Consider the following 22704-nt stretch of genomic DNA (forward strand, 5'->3'; position numbering starts at 1 on the left):
CTTACACGCTCTCCAGGGCCGCGAGCGCCACCGCGTGGAACGCCGAGCTGCCACGCAGGACCGCGCCCACGTCCAGACGGGAGGGATCCGCGCCGCGCACCTCGGGAGCCAGCTTCGCCAGCACGCGCGACGCGGCGAGCGAGGCGGGCACCGCCTGGAAGGCCTCCACCGCCGCCTCGTCGAAGCCCGGTACCGGACCCGGCCGTGACAGGGCCTCGCCCGCTTCACCCAGGTGGATCGCCAGGGCACACAGGTAGCTCAGCTCCACCGGGCCAAAGGCCGCCAACGCGCCCGCGCCCAACACCAGTTCGTCCGGCGAGGCGAGGTACGCCTCCACGCCCCCCTCCGGAGCCACGAAGACGCTCAGCCCGCCCACGCCCAGCGCTTCCAGGGAGGGACGCAGGGCCGTGTCCAGACGCGGCATCGTCTCGATCGTCACCGCGAGGGCGTTCGCGGGCAGCGCGTGCTGGAAGCCCTGGGGCATGCGCACCGGGGAGATCGTCGGGGCCGGGGCGCGTGCCGAGCTCGACACGAGCGCCGCGCCGAAGCCATCCACCCGCGCCACCTCCGGGGGGGAAGCCTCGCCTCGGGACGCCAGCGCCTCGGCGTACAGCGTCCACCCGTCCGCGTCCACCGGCTGGCTCCGCAACAACTCGGGCCACAGTTGGAGCGCCAGGGGCGCGCCCTGGGCCGTGGGCGACAGGCGCTCGGCCACCAGGCGCTTCGCCTCGGGGGACAACTGGTCCGTCTGGATGAGGCGCTCGGCGAGCTGCACCGCGAACACCACCAGGCTCGCGTCCAGGTACTGGCGCAGGATGGCCTCCAGCTGCTCCGGCTCGTCCGTGAGCCGCTCGCGCAGCCGCAGGGCCTCGCCCGTGAGACCCTGCGCCTCGGCCAGACGCGCCCGCCGCTCCAGCCGCTCGGGCGTCTCCGGCAGCGACACGAGCTGCGCGGACGCCTCGGCCGGACGACCCAGCGCCTCGTAGGCCTCCGCCAGCCGCTCGCGCCACACGCCCATGGCCGCCGGGCCCGCGAGCATCGCGGCCAGCTTCTCCGCCACGCCCACGAAGCGCGCGTGGTCATGCGTCTCATCGTACAGGGGCAGCAGGAACTCCAACGCGCGGATCGAGCCCGGCGCGTCCTCCAGGGCCTTCTCGAAGGACTCGCGCGCGCGCTCCTTGTCGCCCGCCCACATGAGCATGTCGCCATGCTCCACGTGCAGCTCACCCCGCACCTTGGGGTCCGTCTCCAGCAGGATGAGCAGACCGAGCGTGTCCGCCGCGTCCGCCATCCACCCCGCCTCCCGCTGCAACCGGAAGCGCTCGCGCAGCAGCTTGCCCCGCCGCTCCGGCCACCCCTCCGCCGCCTCGGACAACGCCTCGATGCGCTCGCTCACGGGCAGGGCGCGCACCTGCGCCAGCACCGCCTCGGATAGCGCCTCGGGGCCACCGCCCAGGCCGGACAACAGTCGCCACAGGCGAGGGGTGAAGCCCGGCGCCAACGCGAGCCGCTCCAGCGCGTGCAACCGGCTCTCCGTGGGCGCGGACTCGGCGCCGAGCACCTCGTCCCACAGCGCGATGGCCAGCGCCTCGTCCCAGCCCGAGAGCAGATCCGCCAGCCGCAACAGCTCCGGCCCGGGGCCGTCCGCGCGCAACCGACGGCTCAGCTCGGAGATGTGCGTGGACTCGGCCTGTCCGCCCTCCGCCAGGGCCCAGAGCGCCTGGAGGATTCGCGCGTCGTCCCCGGCGCGCTCCGCGAGCGCGAGCGCGCCCAGCACCTCTCCCGACTCGAGCGCGGGCGAGAAGCCCACCTCGACGGCCCGCGCGGGCGCGCCCAGCCGGAGGAAACGCTCGGCCAGTTCGCTCGCGCCCTCGGGCGTCCCCGGGGTCTTCGTGGCCAGGCGCTCCAGCACCTCGAGCGCCTCGGCGTTCTCTCCCGCGGACTCCCACAGGTCGACGACTTCCAGCAGCAGGGCCGCCCGCTCGGAGGAAGGCACGAGCCGGGCCGCCTGCAACAGCGCCTGGGCGCCTCGTCCGGGCTCGCCCAGGGCCAGGTGCAAGGAGGAGACGCGGCGCAGGGCCTCCGCGTCGGGCTCCACGGCGACGGCGGCACGGGCCGCGCGCAAGGCTTCCGCGAGCCGGCCCGCGGACTCGAACTCATGCGCAGCGGCCAGCAACCACTGGCGGCGCTCCGCGTCGGGGAGGATGTCCGCCCGCGCCAGGTACACCTCGGCGAGACGGCCCGGAGCGTCCACGAGCAACGGCTCCAACGCATCCAGCGCCTCGGCGTAGCCAGCGCCGGACGCGCCCCGGGCCACCACCGTCTCCAGCATCTCCCGGGCGAGCGCGTCCTGGTCCGCGGCCCGGGCGAGCGACGCCAGCTCCAGCCGCAGCAGCGAGGCCTCGTCCGCGTCGTCCGTCACGCCCACCAGGCGCGTGAGGGCCTCCAGCAACGCGGCCTTCTCGCCGCGCGCGCGCAGGCCCGCCACCCGGGCCCGAAGCGCGGGGACATTGGAGGGGTCCGCCTCGGCGGCACGCTCCCGGAGGGCCGCGGCCCGCTCGGCGTCATCCAACAGCTCGGCGGCGACGTCGGCGGCGGCCAGCAACAACTCCGCGGCGCGCGAGCCCCCCGCGGCCTGCGCTCCGGCCTCGTAGACGGCGAGCAGATCCGCCGGACGGCCCAGGGCCCGCAGGCCTCGCACCGCCCGATCGATGATGCCGTCGTCCGCGGGACGCAGCCGCGTGAGGTGCAGCAGCGCGTCGATGGCGTCCTTCGGGTCGTCGAAGAGATCCGCGGCGCGGCGGTAGAGCACCTCGGCGGTGGCGGCGTCCGCCTTGCGCGCGAGCTTCATCGAGGCCCGGTACAGGCCCCGCGAATCCCCGGTGCGTCCATACACCTCGGCGAGCAGCGACAGGGCCTCCTGACCCCGCGCCCCATCTCCATCCAGGGCCACCACGGCCTCGAAGGCCTGGGCGGCGTCCTGATGGGCACCGGAGGCCAGCGAGGCGTGTCCCAGCCGCAGATGCGTGCGCACACGCACGGGTACGGGCAAGGACTCGCCTCCGGCGGCGAGCAGGCGCCGGTCATAGGGCCAGGCCGCGTTCGGGCCACCGCCCTCGGCCGCCAGGTCTCCCCGCGTGGCGAGCGCTTCCACGTCGTCCGCGGAGTGCTCCAGGAAGTCATCGAAGGCCTGGGCGGCGAGCAGCACTTCCCCGGCCTTCAGGAGGAGCTGGGCGCGCTCGCGCAGCAGCGGCAGGGCCTGCTCGGGCGACACGGCGGAGGCGCGCAGCGCGAGCAGTTCCGCCTGACGGCGCACGTCGCTTCCGGCGCGGGCCCGCAGCAGGTGGAAGGCCTCGGCGCTGGAGGGCGCGAGTTCGAAGGCCTGGTCCTCGCACAACAGCGCGCGCTCCAGCGCACCCGCCTCGCGGAAGGCCCGGGCGGCGGCGAGGTAGCTCTCCGCGGCCTCCACCGGCGGCTGGCGCTGAGCGCGGCGCGAGAGCAGCGCGGCGAGGGACTGGAAGTCGCCCGTCTCCGAGAGGAAGGCGCGGTGGCGCGTGTAGAGCGGTTCCTGGAAGGGGTCGGCCTCCAGCAGGATCGCGTCGAACTCCGCGGCATCCGCCGCCCGCCCCATCTCGTTCAGCAGATCCGCCACCTGCCGGGTCAGGCCCAGGTCATCCGGCAGCGAGGCGCGCGCGGCGATCAACGCGATGGCGGCGGAGTCCGGACGCTTCGCGCGCTCGCGGTACAAGGCGGCGGCGCGCAGCAGCAGCTCCGCGCGCTTGGGGCCCTCCTCCTCATGGGACGCGGCGTCCTCGAACCAGGCGGCCAGCTCCGCCACGCGGCCCTCGCGCTCGAACAGCTCGCACAGGAGCGTCTCGGCCTCCCGCAGGGAGCGGTCCAGGAGCAGCGCCTCGCGCAGGAAGCCCTCGGCCTTGCCGGAGTCGCCCAGCCCCTCGAGGTACAGCCGCGCCAGCCGCAGCAGCGACAGGGCCCGGGCGGAGGTGGCGGGCAGCAGCGGCAGGGAGCGCTCCAACCACCGCGCCTCGGCGGAGGCGTCGTCGCGGCGGACGGCCAGCTCCACGCCCATGCGCGCCGTGTCGAGCTGGCCGGAGAGCGCGAAGGCCCGCTCCAGCGAGGCCTCGGCGGCGGTCAGGTCCAGCTTCGCGTCGCGCAGCATCTCCGCGCGGTGGCGCTCACAGTCGGCGGCCTCGTCCAGCCGGCCTTCCTTCTCCAGCAGGAAGCGCAGCGCCTTGAGCGAGCGCAGGCACTCGTCCACCCGGCCCGAGGTCTCCGCGAGACGCGCGTGCTCCGAGCAGGCGGCGATGGCGCCCTCGAAATCCCCCGACTCCTGGCTGAGCGAGGCCACCACCTGGAGCTGCGCCATCAACTCGGGCAGCAGGCCCGCGTCGCGGTAGAGGTCCGCGAGCGAGCGGTGCAACGGCAGGGGCTCGTCCGCCATCTCCGCCGCGCGGGCCAGCAGGGAGGCGGCGAAGGGAACATCCGCCAGGGACTCGCGAGCCCGCTCGGACAGCAGGACGAGCCGCGTCGCGGTGTGGTCGGAGGGCGGCAGGGCCCGCGCGTGGGCGACGAGGACGTCGAAGGCGGCGCGCGGCTCGTCCTTCTCCCAGAGCGAGGAGAGGCGCAACACGGCCACTTCGTTGAGCGGGCTCTCGGCGAGCAGCCGCTTGTAGGCGGACGCCGCGCGCCGGGTGTCGCCCAGCTTCTCGGCGAGCGCGCCCAGGCGCAGCCAGGCCTTCTCGGCGTGCTCGGCGTCGGTGGAGAAGTCCGCCGCGGCCGCCAGTTGCTCCTGCAGGGGCAGCGCTTCCCGCACGTCCCCGTGCAGGAAGAGCAGCTCGGTCAGCTCGGCGAGCTGCGCGTCCCGCGCGGGGACGAGGCCATGGGCCCGGCGCGCCAGCTCCAGGGCCCGGGTCATGTCCCCCGCGGCGCGGGCATGGGCACACCCCTCGCGCAGAAGGGCGGCGGCCTCGTCCGCGGGCAGCAGACCCTCTTCCACGTCGAGGAGCTGGGCGGCCTCGGTGAAGTCCCCCCGCTCGGAGACGAGCGCCACGAGCCGGCGGCGCACCGGCGTGTCCTCGGGCGCCAGACGCACCGCCTGGCGCAGCGCGGCCTCGGCGGCCTCGGGCTGCTCCAGACGATCCGCGTACAGGGTGCCCAGCTCGGCGTAGAGGGCCGCGGCCTCGGACGGCGGCGCGTGAGGGGCCTCGGTGGCGAGCAGGGCCGTCAGGCGCTCCCAATCCTCCAGCTCGCGCAGCACGCGCTGGAGCGCGGAGGTGGCTCCGGCATGGCGCGGCGCGAGGGAGAGCGCCTGCTCCAGACTGCTGGCGGCCTCCGACGGGTTGCCCGCGTTCTCCAGCAGGTGCGCGCGGGCGAGCAGGGCGTCCACCCGGCGGCCCACGGGCCCCTGACGGGCGGCCTCGGCGAGGGCGTCGGCCTCGGCCTCGGGCTGCTGGTCGCGGCGCGCGAGCGTGGCCAGGGAGAAGAAGACATCACAGCGCTCGGCCGGGGACAGCGGCAGGGACACGGCGGCGAGCAGGGCCGCGCGGGCGGGCTCGCGCGCGTCCTTCTCCAGCAGCGTGGTGGCGAGCGAGAGGAGCCGGGCCTGGGCGCGCTCGGCGAACTCCGGCTCGGCGGCGAGCACGTGGCGCCAGGCCTCCAGCTCGTCCACGTCCTCGCCCGTCTCCCGAGCGATGGCCGCGAGGGCGAGCCACAGGGGCGCGGGCCGGCGGGAGAGGCGCGTGGCGGCGAGGAAGTCATCACGCGCGGCGGGCGTGCGGCCCGCGTGGCGGTGGAGGGCCGCGCGGCGGGAGAGCAGTTCGGCGCGTGCCTCGCCCTCGGAGGCGGTGATGAGGGTGCCCAGCAGCGCCAGCCGCTCGGCCTCCTCGGCGGCGGTGCCCGTGCCCGGCGGAGGCAGCAGCTCCAGCAGGGAGCGGGTGGCCCACGTGTCCGAGGGCTCCTCGGCGAGCAGGCCGCGCAGGGCCTCCGTGGCCTCGGTGGCGCGGCCCAGGGACAGCGACAGCTCGGCCAGCTCCCGGCGGGCGGAGCGGCGCGCGTCTCCGGAGAGCCGGGGCCAGAGCGAGGTGAGGAGATCCGCCAGCGGCTCGTGGGCGCCCGCCTCTCGGTGCAGGCCCGCGAGCTCCAACTGGGCCTCGAGGTCCTCCGGGGACAGGGCGCAGTAGTGCGCGAGCAGGCGCCGGGCGGCATCGGGGCGGCCCGCGCGCACCGCGCAGGCGGACGCGCGGCGCGTGAGGTACAGGCGCTCGTCCTCGCGCGGCGCGTCGGGATCCACCGCGGGCAGGGCCAGCACCGCCTCGAAGTCCTCCAGGGCGGCGCGCGGCTCCGACTGCGTCCTCAGCTCGCCCCGGCGCAGACGCGCGGGCGCGAAGGAGGCGTCGCGCTCCAGGGCCTCGGCGAGGAAGGGCTCCTCGCGGCTGGAGCCCACGGAGAGCACCGAGGCGCGGAAGAGGAGCCGGGCCCCCGCGCGGGGCTCGGGCACGAGCGCGGCCTTGCGCGCGAGCAGACGCGCGGCCTCCAGACGCTCTCCCCGCTCCAGCTCCAGCTCCGCGAGCGCGTCCAGGGCCTCGGCGGCGAGCGGCCCCGTGGGGCTCGCGTCCAGGGTGGCCGACAAGCGCAACAGCGCGGGGCCCTTCTCTCCCCGGGCCAGGAGCGTCCGGGCGCTCTTGAGGAAGAGGGGCGCGGCCTCCACCGCGCGCTCGGCGGCGGCGAGGGCCTGGGCGCGCGCGGCCCACAACTCGGCCAGCTCCCGCGTCTCACCGGCCTCCGTATAAAGGATCTCCAGCCGCTCGGCGAGCGCGTCGTCCAGACGGCGCAGCGGGAAGGCCTGGCCATAGGCGGTGATGGCGGCCTCGCGGTCTCCCATCAGCTCGCACGCGCGGCCCAGGCGGGCGCGGATGTCCGCCAGCCGCTCGGGGGCGGTGGTGCGCGGCAGGGACGCGAGCAACGTCTCCAGGGCGCGCCGGGCATGCTCGGGGCGCTCGCAGCGCAGGGAGAGGTCGGCCAGCTCCAGCAGCACGGCCTGCTCCGGGGACAGACGCGCGGCCTTCTCCAGGGCGACCAGCGCCTCGCCCAGACGGCCCAGCCGGGCCTCCAGGACGTTGGAGAGCTCGCGCAGCGCCGCCGACGCGAGCCGCTTGTCACCTTGTGCCTCGGCCACCCGCGCCCGCTCTTGCAGGGCGGTGGCCAGCCCCGCCATGTCCGAGCGCTTGCGCTGCAGGGCGCACAGCTCGCCGAGGGTGGGCAGATCATCCGGCTCGGCCTTGAGCACTTCCTGGAGGGCGGTGGCGGCGAGGTCCAGGTCGAAGGCGAGATCCCTCGCGGCCACGGCGAGGCGGCGGTACTTGCGCGCGCGCTCGGCGGGCTCGGGGGTGAGGCGCGCGAGCGTGGAGAGGCAGCGGGTGAGCAGCCCTCCGTCGCGGCGGGCCTCGGCGATGGCCAGCAGGGACTCGAGCGCGGGCGCGTGGTTCGCGTCGGCCTCCAGCGCGGAGGTGAGCAGCCGCTCGGCGCGCTCGGGCTGCTGCAAGCGGCCCCGGTACAGCTCCCCGGCCTCGGCCCAGAGCGCGGCGCGGCGGCCGGGCTCGTCATGGACGGCGGCGGCCTTCTCCAGCGACTCGGCGAGCTCCTGCACGCGGCCGGTGGCGCGGAAGTAGGGAATCAGCTCGTCGAGCGCGGCGATGTCGCGCGGATCCAGGGCGAGCGCGGCCTCCAGGTGCTCGCGCGCCCGGGCGGGGTCTCCCAGCTTCGTGCGGTACAGACGCGCCAGGGCATGGTGGCTCTGGTGCGCGGCGCGGCGCACGGACTCCGAGCGGGGCGAGGGGCCCGCCAGCTCCAGCGCCTGCTGGTAGCCCGCGAGCGCTTCCTGCAACTTGCCCAGGCCCTCGGCCACGCGCGCGGTGGCGAACAGGGGCTCGGGCTCGCCGGGAAGCAACGCCGTGGCCTCGCGGAAGCGCAGGAGGGCGTTGTCCGGCTGTTGCAGTCCTTCTTCCCACACGCGGCCCGCGAGCAGGTTGGCACGGCCCACCCGATCCAGCTCGTGGCGGGCCATGGCCACCTCGCGCAGGCGGTCCAGGGCCTTGAGGGCGCGCAGGTGCTCGCCGCTGCGGTGGCACAACTCCCCGAGCAGCAGCAGCGCGTCCGGATGGTCCGGCGACAGACGCAGCGCGGCCTCGCAGTGCAGCCGGGCGCCCGCGACGTCGTCCTCGGTCTGGGCGCACAGGTCCGCGAGGTGGACATGGGCGTCGGCGGCCTCGGCGGGATCCCTCGCGAGCGCGGCGATGCGGCGGTAGGCCCGCACGGCACCGGCCCGATCCCGGCTCAAGTCCGAGGCACGGGCGAGGGCCTTGAGGGACGGCAGATGATCCGGCCTCAGGCCCAGCACCTCGTGCAGGGCCTTCACCGCCACCTGGGGCGCGTGGTCGCGCGCGGCACGGGCGGCGGCCTCGGCGGAGAAGAAGGCGGCGGACTCCTCGGAGGCGCGGCGCGACAGGGCGCACAGGGCCAGGTAGCGCTCGGCGGCGCGCGCGGACTCGCCCCGGCGCTCGCGCACCACGGCCTCGCCCCAGAGGGCGGACGGGCTCTTCTCGCGGCGGCGCAGGAGCGTGGCCGCCACGTCCAGGGCCAGGTCGTGCGCCTGCGGATCCGCGACGAGCAGCGACAACAGACGCTCGGCGGCGAAGGGGTGGGCGTCCTGGACATCTCCCGCCTGGAGGAAGGCCTCCCGGGCCTCGGCGAGCTTGCCCTGGGCGAGGAAGGCCTCGGCCTCGGCGAAGGCGCGCGAGCCCTCCAGCGCGAGCAACAGCTCCTCATCCGGCGGCGAGGGCGGAGGCAGGCCTCCGGCGGAGAAGCGCAGGCGCAGGCCGGCGACGCCCACCTCGGCGGAGGACAGGCGCGCGGTGTCCAGCAGGGGCATCTTGAAGCCCCGGCTCACGGCGGCCTTCTGGCAGAGCGCGGGCAGCACGCGGGTGGAGAAGCCGGTGGCGCCGCGCACCTCCAGCTCGGGCAGCAGCGCCAACTGGGCCACGGCGCCAGCGAGCAGCCCGGGCACTTGCACCGACGGCGTGGCGGAGAAGCCGTACAGGCGCACGTCGTAGATGTAGAGGGCGAGCCGTTCGCCGTCCGCATCGAAGGCCACCTTGAAGGTGAGCGGCGTGCGCTCCGGAGCCTGGAGGAAGGCCTGTCCCTCCAGGTAGCCGGGGCGGAAGTGCAGCTTGAGTCCCTCCAGGCCCGTCACCCGCCCGGCCAGCTCCGCCACCTTGCGCGCCACCAGCGCCGCGTCGACGTGCAACTCCAGGAAGCCGAAGTGCAGCTTCTTGCGTTGGTAGCGCGAGGCCCCGGCGCTCACGTTGAAGGGGAAGGTGACGTCGGGAATCTGCAGCGCGAAGTCGGCGATGGACAGCCCGGGCGTCAGCTCGAGCGGCGGAAACCCCACGAAGGCGCGCCGGTCCAGGAGGCGGAGCTCGGGGGCGGCGGCGTGTGCGTCGGACGCGGGCGTGAGGGAGTCGCTGTCGGTGGCCATCGCGGGGGGAAGTACGGAGGGGAAGGCCGAAGTTATCACGCGTGCCAACCCCTCGGAATTTTTGCCAATCTCCCGCCCGGGGAGGGGGCGGCGAGCCGTCGGGACCGCGCCGGGGAGCCGCTTCACTCCGGGTGTTCGCCAGTTGCCTCCCGCATCCGCACCAAGACTGGAAAGCTACCGGATCACTGCCTCGTCGAGCGATGGGGAGGCAGGGTGGCGGACACACGCACGACAAGTCACTGCCCGCGCTCGCCATTTCCAGCCAAGATGCCGCGCGCGTGATCGACTCCGGAACTCTCGTCCTCGATGACCGCTTCCGCGTCCTCAAGCTCCTCGGAGCCGGTGGCATGGGCGAGGTGTATCTCGGGGAGCAGGTGTCGCTCGGCCGCAAGGTCGCCATCAAGGTCCTGCATTCGGACCTGATGGTCCACCCGAGCATGATCGAGCGCTTCAAACGCGAGGCGCGCCTCCTGTCCGCCGTGGACCACCCCGCCGTGGTGCGCGTCATCGACTATGGCGAGACGGGCGTGGGGGCCTGTCTGGTGATGGAGTACGTGGAGGGGGACAACCTCTACGACGTGCTCCAGACGGGTGCCCTGGCTCCCGCGCGGGCGCTGCCCCTGCTCTACCAGCTCGCCGAGGGGCTCGCGGCCATCCACGACCGGGGCATCATCCACCGGGACCTCAAGCCCGAGAACGTGCTGCTCACCCGGGGCATGCGCGGCGAACAGGCCCGGCTCCTGGACTTCGGCATCGCCCGGCTGGTGGAGCCCGACAAGGGTGGCAACCTGAGCCAGGTGGGGCTCGTGGTGGGCACTCCGGAATACCTCTCGCCCGAGCAGGCGGTGGGGGCTCCGGTGGACCCGCGCAGCGACGTGTACTCCTTCGGGGTGCTCGCCTACCGCGTGCTCTCGGGCCAGCTGCCCTTCCGCGGCCCCGGCCCCACCCAGTACGTGGCCCAGCACGCCTCGGCCTCGCCCATGCCCCTCATCGAGGCCGCGCCCACGCTCGCCGGACATGCGCCGCTCGTCGCGCTGGTGATGCAGCTGCTGCGCAAGGATCCCGAGCAGCGGCTGCCCCACGCGAACGCCCTGGTGGACGCGCTCGGGGCCCTGGCCGCCTCCACGGCGCAGACGGTGTCGATGCCCCAGGCACTCGCCGCCGGAGGCGTGGCCGCCCTGCCCTCCATCTCCGCGTTCTCCGTCCCCGCCGCGTCTCCCGCCAGCGGCACGGTGGCCTTCGCCGCGCCCGCGCCCGCGCCCGCACCGGCGGCTCCGCCCGCACCGTCCGCCAACCCCGGAACGGCCGCCTTCGGGCCCGCCCCGGTGGTGGAAGCGCCCGCCCCGTCCGTGGGCCGCACCCCCTCGCAGGCCCCCACCCGGGCCTCGCCGGGACGGCAAGTGCCCGAGGAGGCCTTCTCCCCCTCCCGAGCGTCCACCCACCCCTCGCCCGTGGCCATGCACGCCGTCGCCGCGCCCAGGGCCGCGCCCCCACAGTCCCCCACGAGCACGGGCTCGTCCCAGGTCAAACCCCAGAACCTGACGGTGATGCTCACGGATCTGCGCGGCTACACCGAGCGCACCTCCCAGCAGACGCACGAGCAGAACGCGCGGATGCTGGAGACCCATGACGGGCTGCTGCTGCCGATCGTGCGCGACTACAACGGCCGGCTCGTGCAGAAGCGCGGGGACTCGCTCCTGGCCGTCTTCGCCTCGCCCACCCAGGGCGTGCTGTGCGGCATGGCCATGCAGGACCGGCTGTGGCGGCACAACCAGCAGTGCGCCCCGGACGAGCGGCTGCCCGTCCGCATCTGCCTGCACACCGGCGAGGTGCTCGTCACGCGCGACGCCGTGCTCGGCGAGCCCGTGGAGGTGGTGAAGGCGGTGGAGCAGGTGGCCGAGGCGGGCGAGGTCGTCTTCACCAGCTCGGTGAACCTGGCGCGCACGCGCGTGGAGGGAGACGCCGAGCCCTGTGGTGGCGTGCCCATGCCCGGCACGGGTGAACAGCTCCCCCTCTTCCGCTGCCGCCGGGCCGAGGAGGGTCCGCCCTTTGGAGGCCAGGACGAGGTGTCCATGCGGCTTCCGCTCAAGGACCGGTTGGATCAGGCGATGCGGCCGGTCTGGGTCGCGCGCGACGCCGTCCTGTGGGCGGTGCGCGAGGCCGCGGTGCGCGGAGGCGCCCGGGCCCGGGCCAACCCCCGCCGCACGTTGGGGCTGGGACTGGGGCTGTGCGTGCTGTTGGGCCTGGGCACGGCCGAGGCCGTGCGCCGCGCCGACCCCACCTACCCGGCGCGCGTGCTGCTCGACCAGGGCAAGCCCCGCGAAGCGCTCGACAGCCTTCCCAAGACGCCCCCGAAGGAGAAGACGGACCCGTCGGTACGGCAGGTGCGCGCGCGGGCGCTGCATGCCCTCGATGAGCACGACGCCGAACACGCGGAGCTGGCGGCGCTGGACGAGGAGGCCCGCGGAGAGCTGGAGGACACCGTCCTGGCCGGGCTCGCCGAGGACTTCGGGGCGAACGAGAAGAACAAGGGCCTGCGGCAGATCCTGGACTCCCTTCCTCGCGAGCCGCTGAAGAAGCGCTTCGAGGACCTGGCGGACGAGGAGCCCTGGACCCGGCAATGGGGCGCGCTGCGCTATCTGGAAGCGATCCAGGCCACGGATGGCCTCGATCTGGTGGCGCTGTACTCCCAGGCGCTCCTGTCGAAGAACTGCGCCGCGCGCTCCAGCGCGGTGGGGCGGCTCACCAGCCTGGCGGACCCCAAGGCGGTGCCCGCGTTGGAGGCGTTGAGCCAGTCTCCCCGGGAGAAGGCCTTGAACCGCGGCAAGAACTGCGGCCAGGACGAGGCGCGAGCCGCCCTCGAGGTGCTGGCGAAGCCGAAGTAGGCGCTACATCGACCCGGGATCCGAGAAACGCGGATCGTGCAGGAAGTCCGTGTCCGTCAGGGCGTCGAAGAAGACGAGCAGGTCTTCCTTCTCCTGGGGCGTCAGGGTGAAGCCGCGCACGAAGCCGCTCTGCACGGGACTGACGCGGCTGGAGTCGAGCCCATGGGCCCGCCCTCCCGCGGCGTAGTGGTCCAGCACCTCGGAGAGCGTGGCGATGCTCCCATCGTGCATGTAGGGAGCGGTGACGGCCACGTTGCGCAGGGACGGCGCGCGGAAGCGCCCCATGTCCTCGGGCAGTCCTGTCAGCTCGATGGCGCCCGGGTCCACCGCGGGGTAGGCCCCATGGCCGTCCTCGTTGTAGAGGCCCGTGTTGTGGAAGGGCAGGATGGGCTCCGCCGTGGCCTCGTGCATCGTGGCGTCCTGGAAGTTGAAGCCCGAGTGGCAGTGATTGCACTCCAGACGCTCGGAGAAGAAGAGCTCCATGCCCCGCTTGGCCTGGGCGCTAAGCGCGTCCTTCTTGCCGCCATACAGGTATTGATCGAACGGCGCGTTGCCCGACAGGAGCGTGCGCTCGAAGCACGACAGGGCGCGCACGAGCGTCCCCAGGGACACGGGCTCGGCCTCACCGGGGAAGGCCTCGGCGAAACGGGCCACCAGGTCCGGATCCGCGCGCAGCCGCTCGAACAGGAGCTCCGGCTGATCTCCGAACCCGAGTTCCACGGGCTCGTCGCCGAACAGGGGCGTGAGGGCCTGCGCCTCCAGCGAAGTGAGGGCTGGATTCGCCCAGGTCAGGCTCGTGGCATAGGCGACGTTGGCCAGGCCCTGGGCGTTGCGGCGATGCACTTGTCCCGTGCTGCCCACCCCGTGCGTCTTGCCATCCGTGAAGGCCCGCGCCTGCTCATGGCAGGAAGCACACGACTGGGTGCCATTCAATGACAACCGCTTGTCATAGAAGAGGCGCCGGCCGAGCTGCACCTTCGCCTCCGTCATCGGGTTGTCCTGGGGCACCTGGGGCTTCGGGAATCCCGCGGGCAGGCGCCAGTCATACGCCGCCACCTCGGGCTCCGGAGGCTCGCCTTCACAGCCCGCCGTCAGCCAGGCCATCGCCATCAGCCCGATCCACCGTCTCGCCACGCGAAGCGCCATGGGTTCTCCCTACTCCCACCGGATGAAGGTCTGCGCGGAGGGATCCGCCACTTGGGAACCGAACGCGAGCCCCATCCGGTGGAACACGGGCGCGCAATCCGGATCCTGCTGACTCGCCATGCACCCGGCCGCGGTGCCGGGCGCGTTGACGTCCAGGTTGGAGCCCTCGAAGAGGCGCGCCAGGTCCAACACGACCTTGCTCTCGCCAGGGACGAAGCCCTCCAGGTCCACCCCCGGACGGTTGGGGAAGAGGCACCCATCGGACTCCTGGCCCGGCACCAGGGCGGGACAGTCCGTGCTCCCCAGATGCATGGAGTGGCCCGAGCGCAGGCCCGTCGTGCGGCCCTCGATGCGCGTGAAGAGGTAGCCCGAGCGCCAGCTCCAGAACAGCCCCAGGTCGTTGAAAGGCGCTGGAGCGATGGAGACGTCCTGGTGGTTGAGCGACCCAGGCAGGCCGAGCGTGAAGCGCAGGCCCCGGTAGTTTCCCTCCGGCACCGAGCCCATGATGCGCGTGTTCATCGCCGCCGTCCCGTTGGTGCACAGGCCCGACTTGTCGGCGAAGTCGAGCAGCACCGCGCCGCTCTTCTGCCACACCCCATCCTCCGTGAGCGTGACGGGCACTTCCTGGCCATCCTCCGCCACGAGCCGCACGTCATGCAGGTACACGCGGAAGTCCTGGGGCTCGTAGGTGCTCGCCGTGGTGCCCAGCCCCGTGTACGTGCGTCCACAGGCGAACGGCTCCGCGCCCACGCGCGCCTCGAAGGGGAGGGTTACCGAGATCGGTTTCGCCGTGGGCGGATCGCTCACCCCACAGCCCAGTGAACCGGCGAGGAGCGAGGCGAAGGCGACGAGACGAGGAGCGGAAGACATCATGAGCGAGCACTCCGGGAGTCGGGGATGGCACCGCATAGCGCGCCCTCCCCGCCCCCAGGAACGTGACATATTGCCACACCCGCATGACACGTCCCCTCTACGCGAACCTGGCCCTGGCCCGACGGCTCGAACGAGTGGACGCCCTCCACCTCGCCGACTACGCGCGAGGCTTCGCCCGTCTCTTTCCGGACAGTGGCGCGGAAGTGCTGGAGGTCGCGGGGGGCATTGCCTCCTTCTCGCGCGTGGACGTGCCCATCAATCGCGCCACCGCGCTCGGCATGGAGGGACCTGTCTCGGAGGCCGAGCTGCGACGGGTGGAGGACTTCTACCGAGGCCACGGCGTGGGCCCGGCGGTGGAATTGTGTCCACTGGCGCACCCCTCGTTGATGGAACTGCTCGCCGCTCGCGGCTACCGCGCGCGGCGCTTCCTCCAGGTCGGCTTCTTGCCGCTGGGTCCAGAAGCCCTCAAGCAACCCTCCCCGCCTCCGGGGTTCGAGGTGTCGAGCGCGGGCGAGGACGAGGTGGAGACCTGGGTGCGCACGATCGCCGCTGGCATCGGAGAGCGGGACGACGAGCCACCCGACTCCATCTCGTCCACGGTCGCGCGCGTCGCCTCGAGGTTCGAGGGCGTGCGCCTCTACCTCGCGCGACTCGAGGGCGAAGTGGTGGCGGCCGCGGGCCTGCGCGTGCGCGACGGCGTCGCCACCGTTTTCTCGGCCGCCACCCGGGTGGCGTTCCGAGGACGCGGCGCGCAGACGGCACTCATCCAGGCCCGTCTGAGGGACGCTCTCGCGCTCGGATGCGACCTGGCCCTGGTCATCACCTCACCCGAGGGAGGCTCGATGGCCAACGAAGCGCGCGCGGGTTTCCGCGTGGGCTACACCCGGGTGCTGATGGACCTCGAGCGCTGAGCTACACGAGCGAGCGAAGCAGCTCACGGGCCCGGGCGACCTCCTCCGGCCGCCGCAAGGGCGTGCCGTGCGAGGGAATGAGGACGGGCTCGCCGTCCATGCCATCCAACAGCGTGCGCGCCACCCGCTCCGAGTCGGTGCACAGCATCGCCATGAACACCCGGTTGAGGCGCAGGCCCGGCGAACTTCCGCTCAACCCGAAGGCCAGCTTGAACACGAACGGCCTGGGCAATGACACCTGATTGCCAAGGAGTTCGTCGATATAGACCACGGGCCGGGGACCCCGGAGCACCCGGACCAGGGTGCCTCCATTCTTGGAGCCGAGGACTTCCCGGAACCGCACCTCGGGCGGCGTGACGAGCGCCGGGAGGTCGGTGAAATCCCCCAGCCCCAGACGGGCGAGGGTGGGCAGCGCGACCGAGGGCGCGTAGAGGCGGGCTTCCGGATAGCGCTCCCGCCAGGACGCCAGGCCCAGGTCATGTCCAGAGTGGGGCGCGACGATCGCGCTCACCCGCCCCTTCGCCTCCAACGCGGCGAAGTCGGCGTCCGACATCCCCGTGGGCGGGCTGAGCACGGCGAGCGCCCCCGCCTCCAACCGGATGGCGAGGGCGTTGGTGGGTCCGAAGCGCACGTCATACGAGTGGACCCAGACCCCCGAGCCTTCCAGCACCTCGTTCCACGCCATGGCGGCACCTCGTGTTGACACGGACAAGATTGGAAACTACTTCAGTGACAGTTCGAGCCCACCCATGAGTACCAACAGCCGATTCACCGTCGCCATCCACATCCTCACCCTGCTCGCCCACGGTGGGGGTGAGCAGATGACGTCGGAGTACATCGCGGGGAGTGTGAACACCCACCCGGTGGTCATCCGACGGCTGCTGGCGCTCCTCCGGGACGCCCGACTGGTCACCTCCCAGGTCGGCGTGGGAGGAGGCTGGCAGCTCATGCGTTCTCCCAAGGGAATCACCCTGAGGGACATCTACCGCGCGGTGGAGGGAGGTCCCCTCTTCCCCCTCCACAGTAACACCCCGAACCCACGCTGCCCGGTGGGGAGCACCATTCAGTCCGCGCTCACCGGGCACTTCGAGGAGGCGCAGCTCGCGCTGGAGAAGAACCTCGAGCGCACGACCGTCGCGGACCTCGTCCAGGAGGTCGGCGCGCTCGCCCGCTAGGTGGGGGAGCGGTCCCCTCTTTTTTTGCCTCGATTCGCAACCCACTCGGTTACAGATCATGACCCCTCCCGCATTGGCTCTCGACGCGTACCGCGCGCTCGTGTCGCTCGATACTCCCTTCACGCCCCCTCCTCCCGCCCCGGCGGAGGAACACCCGGCCCTCGTGCGGCACCTGCTCCAGCAACTCCACTCCGATGGAACCGAGAGGCAGCTGCGTGAGGTGCTGGGGGCGAACACCCCGCCCGAAACGGATGCGCGGGCCTGGCTGCTCGCGCTCCTGACGGTTCGGGGTCCCCAGCCCTTCCCCGAGGGCTTCCACCTGGCCATGGACCGGCTCCTCCAGAGGGAGCGGCGGATGCGTCCCGAGGTGTCTCCCGCCGGTCTGCCCCGTCTCGGCGCGCTCCCGGGTACGGCCGCCGCCCACTGCACCCTCTGGCAGGGAGACATCACCACCCTCGCCGCGGACGCCATCGTCAACGCCGCGAACGCCGAGCTGCTCGGGTGCTTCGGCCCCTTCCACGCGTGCATCGACAACGCCATCCACGCGGCGGCCGGCCCCCACCTGCGCGAGGATTGCGCACGCATCATGAGGGCCCAGGGCGCCCTCGAGCCCACGGGCCACGCGAAGGCCACCCGGGCCTACAACCTGCCCGCCCGTTACGTGCTGCACACGGTGGGGCCCATCGTGCGCGGCGCCTTGACTCCGGAGCACGAGGAGGCGCTCGCGTCGTGTTACCGCGCCTGTCTGGACGTGGCCTCGCGGCTCCAGGACGTGCGCTCGGTGGCGATGTGCGCCATCTCCACGGGCGTCTTCGGCTTTCCCAAGGGCCCCGCCGCCCGGGTGGCGCTGCGCACGGTGGGAGCGTGGCTGCGCGAGCACCCCGGCGCCATCGACCAGGTCATCTTCAACGTCTTCGGCGACGAGGACCGCGAGGCCTATTCCGCCGCGTTTCGAGCAGGAGCCCTCGATGCGCGCGGCTGAGGGAGGCGAGGCCGTGGAACGGGCGCGGCGGTGGCTCGCGGAAAGCGACCGGGTCCTCATTGGAGCGGGAGCGGGCATGTCCGCCGCGGCGGGCATCGACTATGGGGACACGGACACATTCGCCCGGCTGTTCCCCGCCTTCGTCCGCATGGGCTTTCGCGCGCAGTACCAGCTCATCGGCTACCCGCGACTCACTCCCGCGCAGCACTGGGGGTATTGGTCGACGCACGTGAAGCACGTGCGCTTCGGAGAGGACGAGCGCCCCGCCTACCAGGCACTCCGCCACCTCGTGACGGGCAAGGACACGTTCGTCCTCACCTCCAACGTCGACATGTTGTTTCCTCGCAACGGCTTCGACGAGGCGCGGCTCTTCACGCCGCAGGGGGACTACGCACGTATGCAGTGCCGGAGGCCCTGCTCCCGGGAGACGTGGCCCACGCGGCCCCTCATCGAGCGGGCCCTCGCGGCGGTGGACCCGGTGACCCAGGAGGTGACCGATCCGGACAGCCTCCCGCGCTGCCCCCACTGTGGGGGAGCCGTCTTCATGAACGTGCGCCTGGACGCGGCCTTCCTGGAGGAGCCCTACGTGGAGCAGGCCCAGCGCTTCCGCCAGTGGATGCGCGAAGGCGCGGCGAAGCGGCTCCTCGTCATCGAGGTCGGCGCCGGCTTCAACACGCCCTCGGTGGTGCGCTGGCGGATGGAACACCTCGTCCACCACCACCCGGCGGCCCGGCTGGTCCGCATCAACCTCACGGACGCCGAGGTCCCCGAGGAGCTTGGCGAGCGCGCCGTCTCCCTGTCCATGGGGGCGGGTCAGGCCTTTGAACTGCTGGGGCGGAGCTGACTCAACGGCTCGCGGTGCGCGAGCGGCGAAGAAGCGCACCGCCCGCGAGCAGGGACAGCAGCCACATGGGAGCGCCGCCGGCGGAGGAGCACCCTCCCTCCTCCTCGGAGTCCGTCGCCGCGGACACCGTCACGTCCAGCTTCGTGTGGGCGATACCATCCCCCGTGTTGAGTCCATCTCCGTTGGCCGAGTTGCCCGCCGCGAAGAGGGTGAAGGAGCCCGCGCTCGTCGGCGCCACCACAGCGAAGTCGAAGCGCAGCTCCTCGTTGGTGAAGGGCTTGGCGGGCGTCTGGATGAGTTCGCCATTCGACCGCATCAGGCCCGCGCCCGTGACGGCGGTGAGTGACGCGGTGGCATCGCTCACCGCGATGCCCGCGCCCCCCACCTTCGCGGGCCCACCCCGGATGATGAAGGTGTACTGCCCCGTCTCGCCGACGGCGAGCTTGGAGGGGCCGGAGATCTCCACGGTGGGGACAGCCGCGCCCGGCTGGTGACAGGTGGTGCAGGTGGCGTCGGACTTGCCCGAGAAGCCGATGATGCCCTTGGGGTATGCGAAGGCCGACGTGGAGAGGAGAGACACCGCGAGCGCCGCCGTGACGCCACCAGGAACGAACCGCATGAGACCTCCGGGAAGAGTGAGCTGTATCCCATGAAGGACTGACACGAGTCACCGCCTCGGGAAGATACCGTCCGTCTGGAAGGAATTCAGAGAGCCGAGGCCCGCGCGGAGGACTCGCGCAGGCCGCAGCCATACACGTCCGTGCGCGCTCGCTCCGGCTTCTCATCCCGCGCGAGCGCCAGGATGGCCTCCTTGCCCGCGCTCTCTCCCGAGTGGCCTCGCATCGGGGTGAGGCCGCCGGAGAACAACAACCGCCCATCCGGGCCGTACACCACGGTGTGGCCCGAGGTGAGCGCGCCGAATCGCCGGGCCTCCTCGCCCTCGACATCCGCGTGCACCTGGACGCCTGGAATCCCTCGCGCGCGCCGCCACAACTCACCGTCGTGAAAGTCGGAATGAGCCGACTTGGGGACCCACAGGAACACGTGCGCGGAGAGCCGGCCCTTCGTCTGCTCCATCAAGGAAGCGAGTTCCCGAAGGCTGGCGCGCGTACAGGGACAGCGGGGGTGAGCGAGCATCACCAACGTCAGCCCCGTGGACTCGCGCTTCACGAGGCTCGCCTCGGGCCAGCGCTCGGGCTGGGCCTCACGGGCCCCGGGAGCGTTCACGTAATTCCACTGGAGCGCCGAGCCTCCCGCCACGGCACCGACCCAGAGCGCGAGCAATCCGCCCAACATCGAACGTGACAGCATGACAGCGCTCCCATCCACATCCGCGCGGCCCAGGAGCCAGACCGTTCAGCACGGGGTCCGGATGCGGCGGGGATCTCAACAGAATGGCGCACGCGCATCAATGGATGGAATCCCGAAGCTCGGGCGGCGGTGGGAACGTGACATCGAAGGGTACCGTGACGTGAAGCACCTCGGACGCGTAGAGCAGCCGCACGCGCACGGGAGGTACATCGAAAAGGTACTCCTGCTTCGTGGACGTCTTGCCCTCCGTCGTCCGCCCCCGCTCGCCCAGCAAAATCCGTCCCTCGGCATCGGTGACCAGGGGGTTCTCGCGCAACCAATCCGGCGTGCCGCCCACGGACGCGAGGAGCTTGGCGCCCATGGCCATGTCCTGCTCCAGCGTGAGCTTCTTGCCCGCGAACGTGGCCCGAACACCCTCGGACCTGGACGCCACCGGAGTGAGTTCCACGACGCGCACGCGGGGCCATCGCACCTGGACGTCACCGCGCACGCGCGCGAGCCGCCGGAACGAGGCATCCGTGGAGGACGTCGACTGGGCGGGGCCGAAAGACACCGGAACGGAGAACGAGGCGTGTTGGAAACCCTCTTCCCGGAGTTGCACCTCCGAGAGCGCTTCACCCGCCGCGGTGAGGAATTTCACATCGTTGAACTGGACCTCGGAGAAGGCGCCCTCGTCGCATGCGGGCAACTGCACGAAGAGCACGGGAGTCCCGAAAGCATCACCCCGGGCGCGTGAGGCCTCGACGCGAAGGGCCTGGGTGAGCGCGGGCGCGTCCAGGCCACACCACCGGGGTGCGACAGCGGTCTCGTCCGGAGGCTCCGGATGCGAGTCCTCGGCAGCCGGAACGAGCTTCATCTTCACCGTGTACTTCACGGGTTTGCCCGGCACGAAGACGTCCAGACGCGCCGGAGGAGCGCTGTAATCCCACGTGAGCACCACCGGCCCTTCCTCCTCGGGTGCGTCGACCTGCTCGGGCACGTCCTCCCACTTCATCGTCGACACCTTCCTCGCCAGCTCCCACTCCGCGAGCGGAAGCCTCGACGTCTTGATGGGCGCGAGCGCGAGTCCGTTGTCCGCATGGGCGAGGAAGGTGATGTCCTGTCCGGGCACGGGGGTGTAGCGCAGCTGGACGCGAGCGCCCCAGGCCAGCAAGGTGAAGCCGCTCTTCGTCTGGCCGGCATCCTTCGCATCGAACCGCACCCGCGCGTGGCCCGAGGGAACGGAGAGCACCACCTCCGCGCTGCCGCTCCACGTGGGGAAGCCCTTCGTCCCCGTGTCCTGGGCGAGCACGAGCGAGGACAGCAACCGGCCTCCCTCGATGGGCGAGGACGGGCGGGGCGTGAAGCTCACGGGCCGGCCCTGGCCATCCTTGAGCGAGAGGATGCGCACCTCGGGCGTCACGCCCTCCAGGTTCAACAGGGGCGCGAAGGAGGCCTCCAGTTGCAGTTGCTCGTACGCGTTGCGCATCACGAGCTCCCGGGTCCGCGCGAGCGCCTTCTGGAGCTGAGCCCTGCTCGCGGGCTCCAGACCGTGTCCCCGCATGTACTGGGCGGGCTGGTACCATCGCGAGACCTTGGACATGGCGTCGGGCGGATCCGACTCACCGGTGGGCGAGGTGAGCCGGGCCAGATGACTCTGGAAGGCACCGAACTCCTCGCGCGTGACACGCTCGCCCAGGAGGGTCTTCTGAGAAGTCGTGTCCTGGGCCTGCGCGGACAGTGCGAGCGCCGTGCAGAGCAGAAGCGTCGGGTAGCGAGAGCGGTGCATGGGTTTTCCCCGGGAGGCGCGGCATGAATCACGACAGCGGGACTTCATCCTGGGCCGAGGTGGCCACCTTTGTCCAAGCACACCCCGCCCCGGGGATGAGCCTGGACGACGCGCGCCGCATCGTCACCAGTCTGGTCCGTGGACCGGAGGCCGTGCTCGACTTGGAGGATGAGCGGGGACGGTGGGTCGTCGCCGCGGTCGTCGACACGTGCGCCAGCGTGGACCACAGCGCGGACCTCGTCCCGCTGGGACTCCGGGAGCGCGAAGTGACGCCCCAGGCGCTCCACCACCTCCTCGACCGGGCCGAGGCGTGCGTCCTCCAAGGTCCCTTGAGCACCCTGGACATCACCCTGACACCGGAGCGCGAGTCCTGGGAGGAGCCGCTTCGCGCCAGGGGCTACGCACCGGCCTATTCGCTGTACGCCCTGGAGCGCCCGGCGGAGGGTCCTCCGCTCGCTCCCCGCGCGCCCTTGCCCCAGGGCTGGCGGTGGATGGAACTCGAGGAGGATCAACTCCCGGACTACCACCGGGTGGTCTCGGCGGCCTTCGCCTCCGTTCCGGGCGCGTTCGTTCCTCCATTGGAGGAGATGGCCCAGGCGGTTTCACGCGCCGAGCGCCGGCCCCACGTCCTGGTGGAAGACCGGAAGGTCCATGCGTTCACGACCGTGCGCGTCCACGCGCGGGAGGATGGCCTCGCGGGCGAGGTGAGGACCCTGGGCCGGGAGCCCGGGCTGCGAGGCACCGGTCTCGGGGAACATGCACTGGGACGAGCCCTGGAGCTGCTCCGGGCCGAGCGGGTCACTCGCTTCGAACTGGAGGCCGCCGCGCGCAACGACGCGGCGCTGAGGCTCTACCAGCGCCACGGTTTTCAGATCGTCCGGAGCGTGCCCCTCTTCCGGCGGCGCCTCACGGAGCGCCGCTGAAGCTCAGCCCTCCCACGTGTCCAGCATGGCGCGCACCCGCTCGTAGCGCGACAGCAGTCGTCAGCGTGGATCAGTTCCCCACAGCCACTAGAGACCGCACCGAGTGCGCAGAACTTGCACCAGGAGCTCCGAAAACGAGCTGGCCCCCTGCAGAACCGTGCCCGGGCTGGCGCACCCACTGGGGGCACATGCGTACCCTAGCCGCTATCCCGGAGGAATGAGGCAGACTGCTTTTCTTGCGCACCTTAGCTGCTGCACTCCTCTACCTCTCAAGTTCTGGCCGTTGTCCCCACACGCATCGAGGCCCATCCCGTCTATGAGTCTTGACAGCGTCCC

General features: G+C 72.4%; 13 protein-coding genes. 6 read left to right on the forward strand and 7 right to left on the reverse strand.

Going from position 1 to position 22704, the window contains the following annotated elements; all coding sequences use genetic code 11:
- Position 1: 1 nt before the first annotated feature.
- On the reverse strand, positions 2 to 9550 hold the full coding sequence (locus MEBOL_RS10395) for a tetratricopeptide repeat protein (RefSeq protein ID WP_095977273.1): 9549 nt from the start codon (positions 9548 to 9550) through the stop codon (positions 2 to 4).
- Between the two features lie 278 nt (positions 9551 to 9828).
- Between MEBOL_RS10395 and MEBOL_RS43600 the strand changes: the two genes are divergently transcribed.
- A complete protein-coding gene (locus MEBOL_RS43600; RefSeq protein WP_281256646.1) occupies positions 9829 to 12435 on the forward strand; it encodes a protein kinase domain-containing protein in 2607 nt (868 codons plus the stop codon).
- A 3-nt stretch (positions 12436 to 12438) separates the two neighbouring features.
- Here the strand turns inward: MEBOL_RS43600 and MEBOL_RS10405 are convergent, their stop codons facing one another.
- Positions 12439 to 13581, reverse strand: coding sequence for a methanobactin export MATE transporter MbnM (locus MEBOL_RS10405; protein WP_095977275.1), 1143 nt, complete (start codon positions 13579 to 13581; stop codon positions 12439 to 12441).
- Between the two features lie 9 nt (positions 13582 to 13590).
- A complete protein-coding gene (locus MEBOL_RS10410) occupies positions 13591 to 14454 on the reverse strand; it encodes an MbnP family copper-binding protein (RefSeq protein ID WP_245919626.1) in 864 nt (287 codons plus the stop codon).
- Positions 14455 to 14537: 83 nt separating this feature from the next.
- Between MEBOL_RS10410 and MEBOL_RS10415 the strand changes: the two genes are divergently transcribed.
- A complete protein-coding gene (locus MEBOL_RS10415) occupies positions 14538 to 15365 on the forward strand; it encodes a GNAT family N-acetyltransferase (RefSeq protein ID WP_095977276.1) in 828 nt (275 codons plus the stop codon).
- A 1-nt stretch (position 15366) separates the two neighbouring features.
- On the opposite strand, the gene MEBOL_RS10420 is transcribed toward MEBOL_RS10415, so the two are convergent.
- Entirely contained in the window at positions 15367 to 16050 is a 684-nt protein-coding gene (locus tag MEBOL_RS10420) for a hypothetical protein (protein ID WP_095977277.1), read from the reverse strand.
- A gap of 64 nt (positions 16051 to 16114) precedes the next feature.
- On the opposite strand from MEBOL_RS10420, the gene MEBOL_RS10425 reads away from it, so the two are divergent.
- The 3 genes from MEBOL_RS10425 to MEBOL_RS10435 are packed head-to-tail and all read left to right on the forward strand — an operon-like array spanning position 16115 to position 18366.
- Positions 16115 to 16540, forward strand: coding sequence for an Rrf2 family transcriptional regulator (locus MEBOL_RS10425; protein WP_095977278.1), 426 nt, complete (start codon positions 16115 to 16117; stop codon positions 16538 to 16540).
- 58 nt (positions 16541 to 16598) lie between these two features.
- Positions 16599 to 17522: a protein-ADP-ribose hydrolase gene (locus MEBOL_RS10430; RefSeq protein WP_095977279.1), complete on the forward strand. Its 924-nt coding sequence runs from the start codon at positions 16599 to 16601 to the stop codon at positions 17520 to 17522.
- Positions 17509 to 18366, forward strand: a complete 858-nt coding sequence (locus MEBOL_RS10435) for an SIR2 family NAD-dependent protein deacylase (protein ID WP_095977280.1) — start codon at positions 17509 to 17511, stop codon at positions 18364 to 18366. The genes MEBOL_RS10430 and MEBOL_RS10435 overlap by 14 nt, the downstream gene beginning before the upstream one ends.
- Position 18367: 1 nt before the next feature.
- Here MEBOL_RS10435 and MEBOL_RS10440 read toward each other — a convergent pair whose 3' ends face one another.
- The 3 genes from MEBOL_RS10440 to MEBOL_RS10450 all read right to left on the reverse strand — a co-directional run bounded on the left by MEBOL_RS10440 (position 18368) and on the right by MEBOL_RS10450 (position 21445).
- Positions 18368 to 18985, reverse strand: coding sequence for an MXAN_6652 family MXYO-CTERM-anchored protein (locus MEBOL_RS10440; protein WP_095977281.1), 618 nt, complete (start codon positions 18983 to 18985; stop codon positions 18368 to 18370).
- 86 nt (positions 18986 to 19071) lie between these two features.
- Complete coding sequence (locus MEBOL_RS10445; protein ID WP_157774860.1) at positions 19072 to 19677, reverse strand: RedB protein; 606 nt, start codon at positions 19675 to 19677, stop codon at positions 19072 to 19074.
- Between the two features lie 97 nt (positions 19678 to 19774).
- The gene (locus MEBOL_RS10450) at positions 19775 to 21445 is read right to left on the reverse strand and encodes a hypothetical protein (protein ID WP_095977283.1); all 1671 of its coding nucleotides are present in this window, start codon (positions 21443 to 21445) and stop codon (positions 19775 to 19777) included.
- A gap of 23 nt (positions 21446 to 21468) precedes the next feature.
- Here MEBOL_RS10450 and MEBOL_RS10455 point away from each other — a divergent pair, with 23 nt between their 5' ends.
- Positions 21469 to 22368 (forward strand): GNAT family N-acetyltransferase, encoded by a 900-nt coding sequence (locus tag MEBOL_RS10455; protein ID WP_095977284.1) that lies wholly within the window; start codon positions 21469 to 21471, stop codon positions 22366 to 22368.
- Positions 22369 to 22704: the final 336 nt, after the last annotated feature.

Origin of the sequence: Melittangium boletus DSM 14713 (genome assembly GCF_002305855.1) — a bacterium.
GTDB lineage: Bacteria > Myxococcota > Myxococcia > Myxococcales > Myxococcaceae > Cystobacter > Cystobacter boletus.

Excerpts from the sequence above, each read along its gene's own strand:
- MEBOL_RS10395 (WP_095977273.1), bottom strand. The coding sequence starts at position 9,550 with ATGGCCACCGACAGCGACTCCCTCACGCCCGCGTCCGACGCACACGCC.
- MEBOL_RS10405 (WP_095977275.1), bottom strand. The coding sequence starts at position 13,581 with ATGGCGCTTCGCGTGGCGAGACGGTGGATCGGGCTGATGGCGATGGCC.
- MEBOL_RS10410 (WP_245919626.1), bottom strand. The coding sequence starts at position 14,454 with ATGATGTCTTCCGCTCCTCGTCTCGTCGCCTTCGCCTCGCTCCTCGCC.
- MEBOL_RS10415 (WP_095977276.1), top strand. The coding sequence starts at position 14,538 with ATGACACGTCCCCTCTACGCGAACCTGGCCCTGGCCCGACGGCTCGAA.
- MEBOL_RS10420 (WP_095977277.1), bottom strand. The coding sequence starts at position 16,050 with ATGGCGTGGAACGAGGTGCTGGAAGGCTCGGGGGTCTGGGTCCACTCG.
- MEBOL_RS10425 (WP_095977278.1), top strand. The coding sequence starts at position 16,115 with ATGAGTACCAACAGCCGATTCACCGTCGCCATCCACATCCTCACCCTG.
- MEBOL_RS10430 (WP_095977279.1), top strand. The coding sequence starts at position 16,599 with ATGACCCCTCCCGCATTGGCTCTCGACGCGTACCGCGCGCTCGTGTCG.
- MEBOL_RS10435 (WP_095977280.1), top strand. The coding sequence starts at position 17,509 with ATGCGCGCGGCTGAGGGAGGCGAGGCCGTGGAACGGGCGCGGCGGTGG.
- MEBOL_RS10440 (WP_095977281.1), bottom strand. The coding sequence starts at position 18,985 with ATGCGGTTCGTTCCTGGTGGCGTCACGGCGGCGCTCGCGGTGTCTCTC.
- MEBOL_RS10445 (WP_157774860.1), bottom strand. The coding sequence starts at position 19,677 with ATGCTGTCACGTTCGATGTTGGGCGGATTGCTCGCGCTCTGGGTCGGT.
- MEBOL_RS10450 (WP_095977283.1), bottom strand. The coding sequence starts at position 21,445 with ATGCACCGCTCTCGCTACCCGACGCTTCTGCTCTGCACGGCGCTCGCA.
- MEBOL_RS10455 (WP_095977284.1), top strand. The coding sequence starts at position 21,469 with ATGAATCACGACAGCGGGACTTCATCCTGGGCCGAGGTGGCCACCTTT.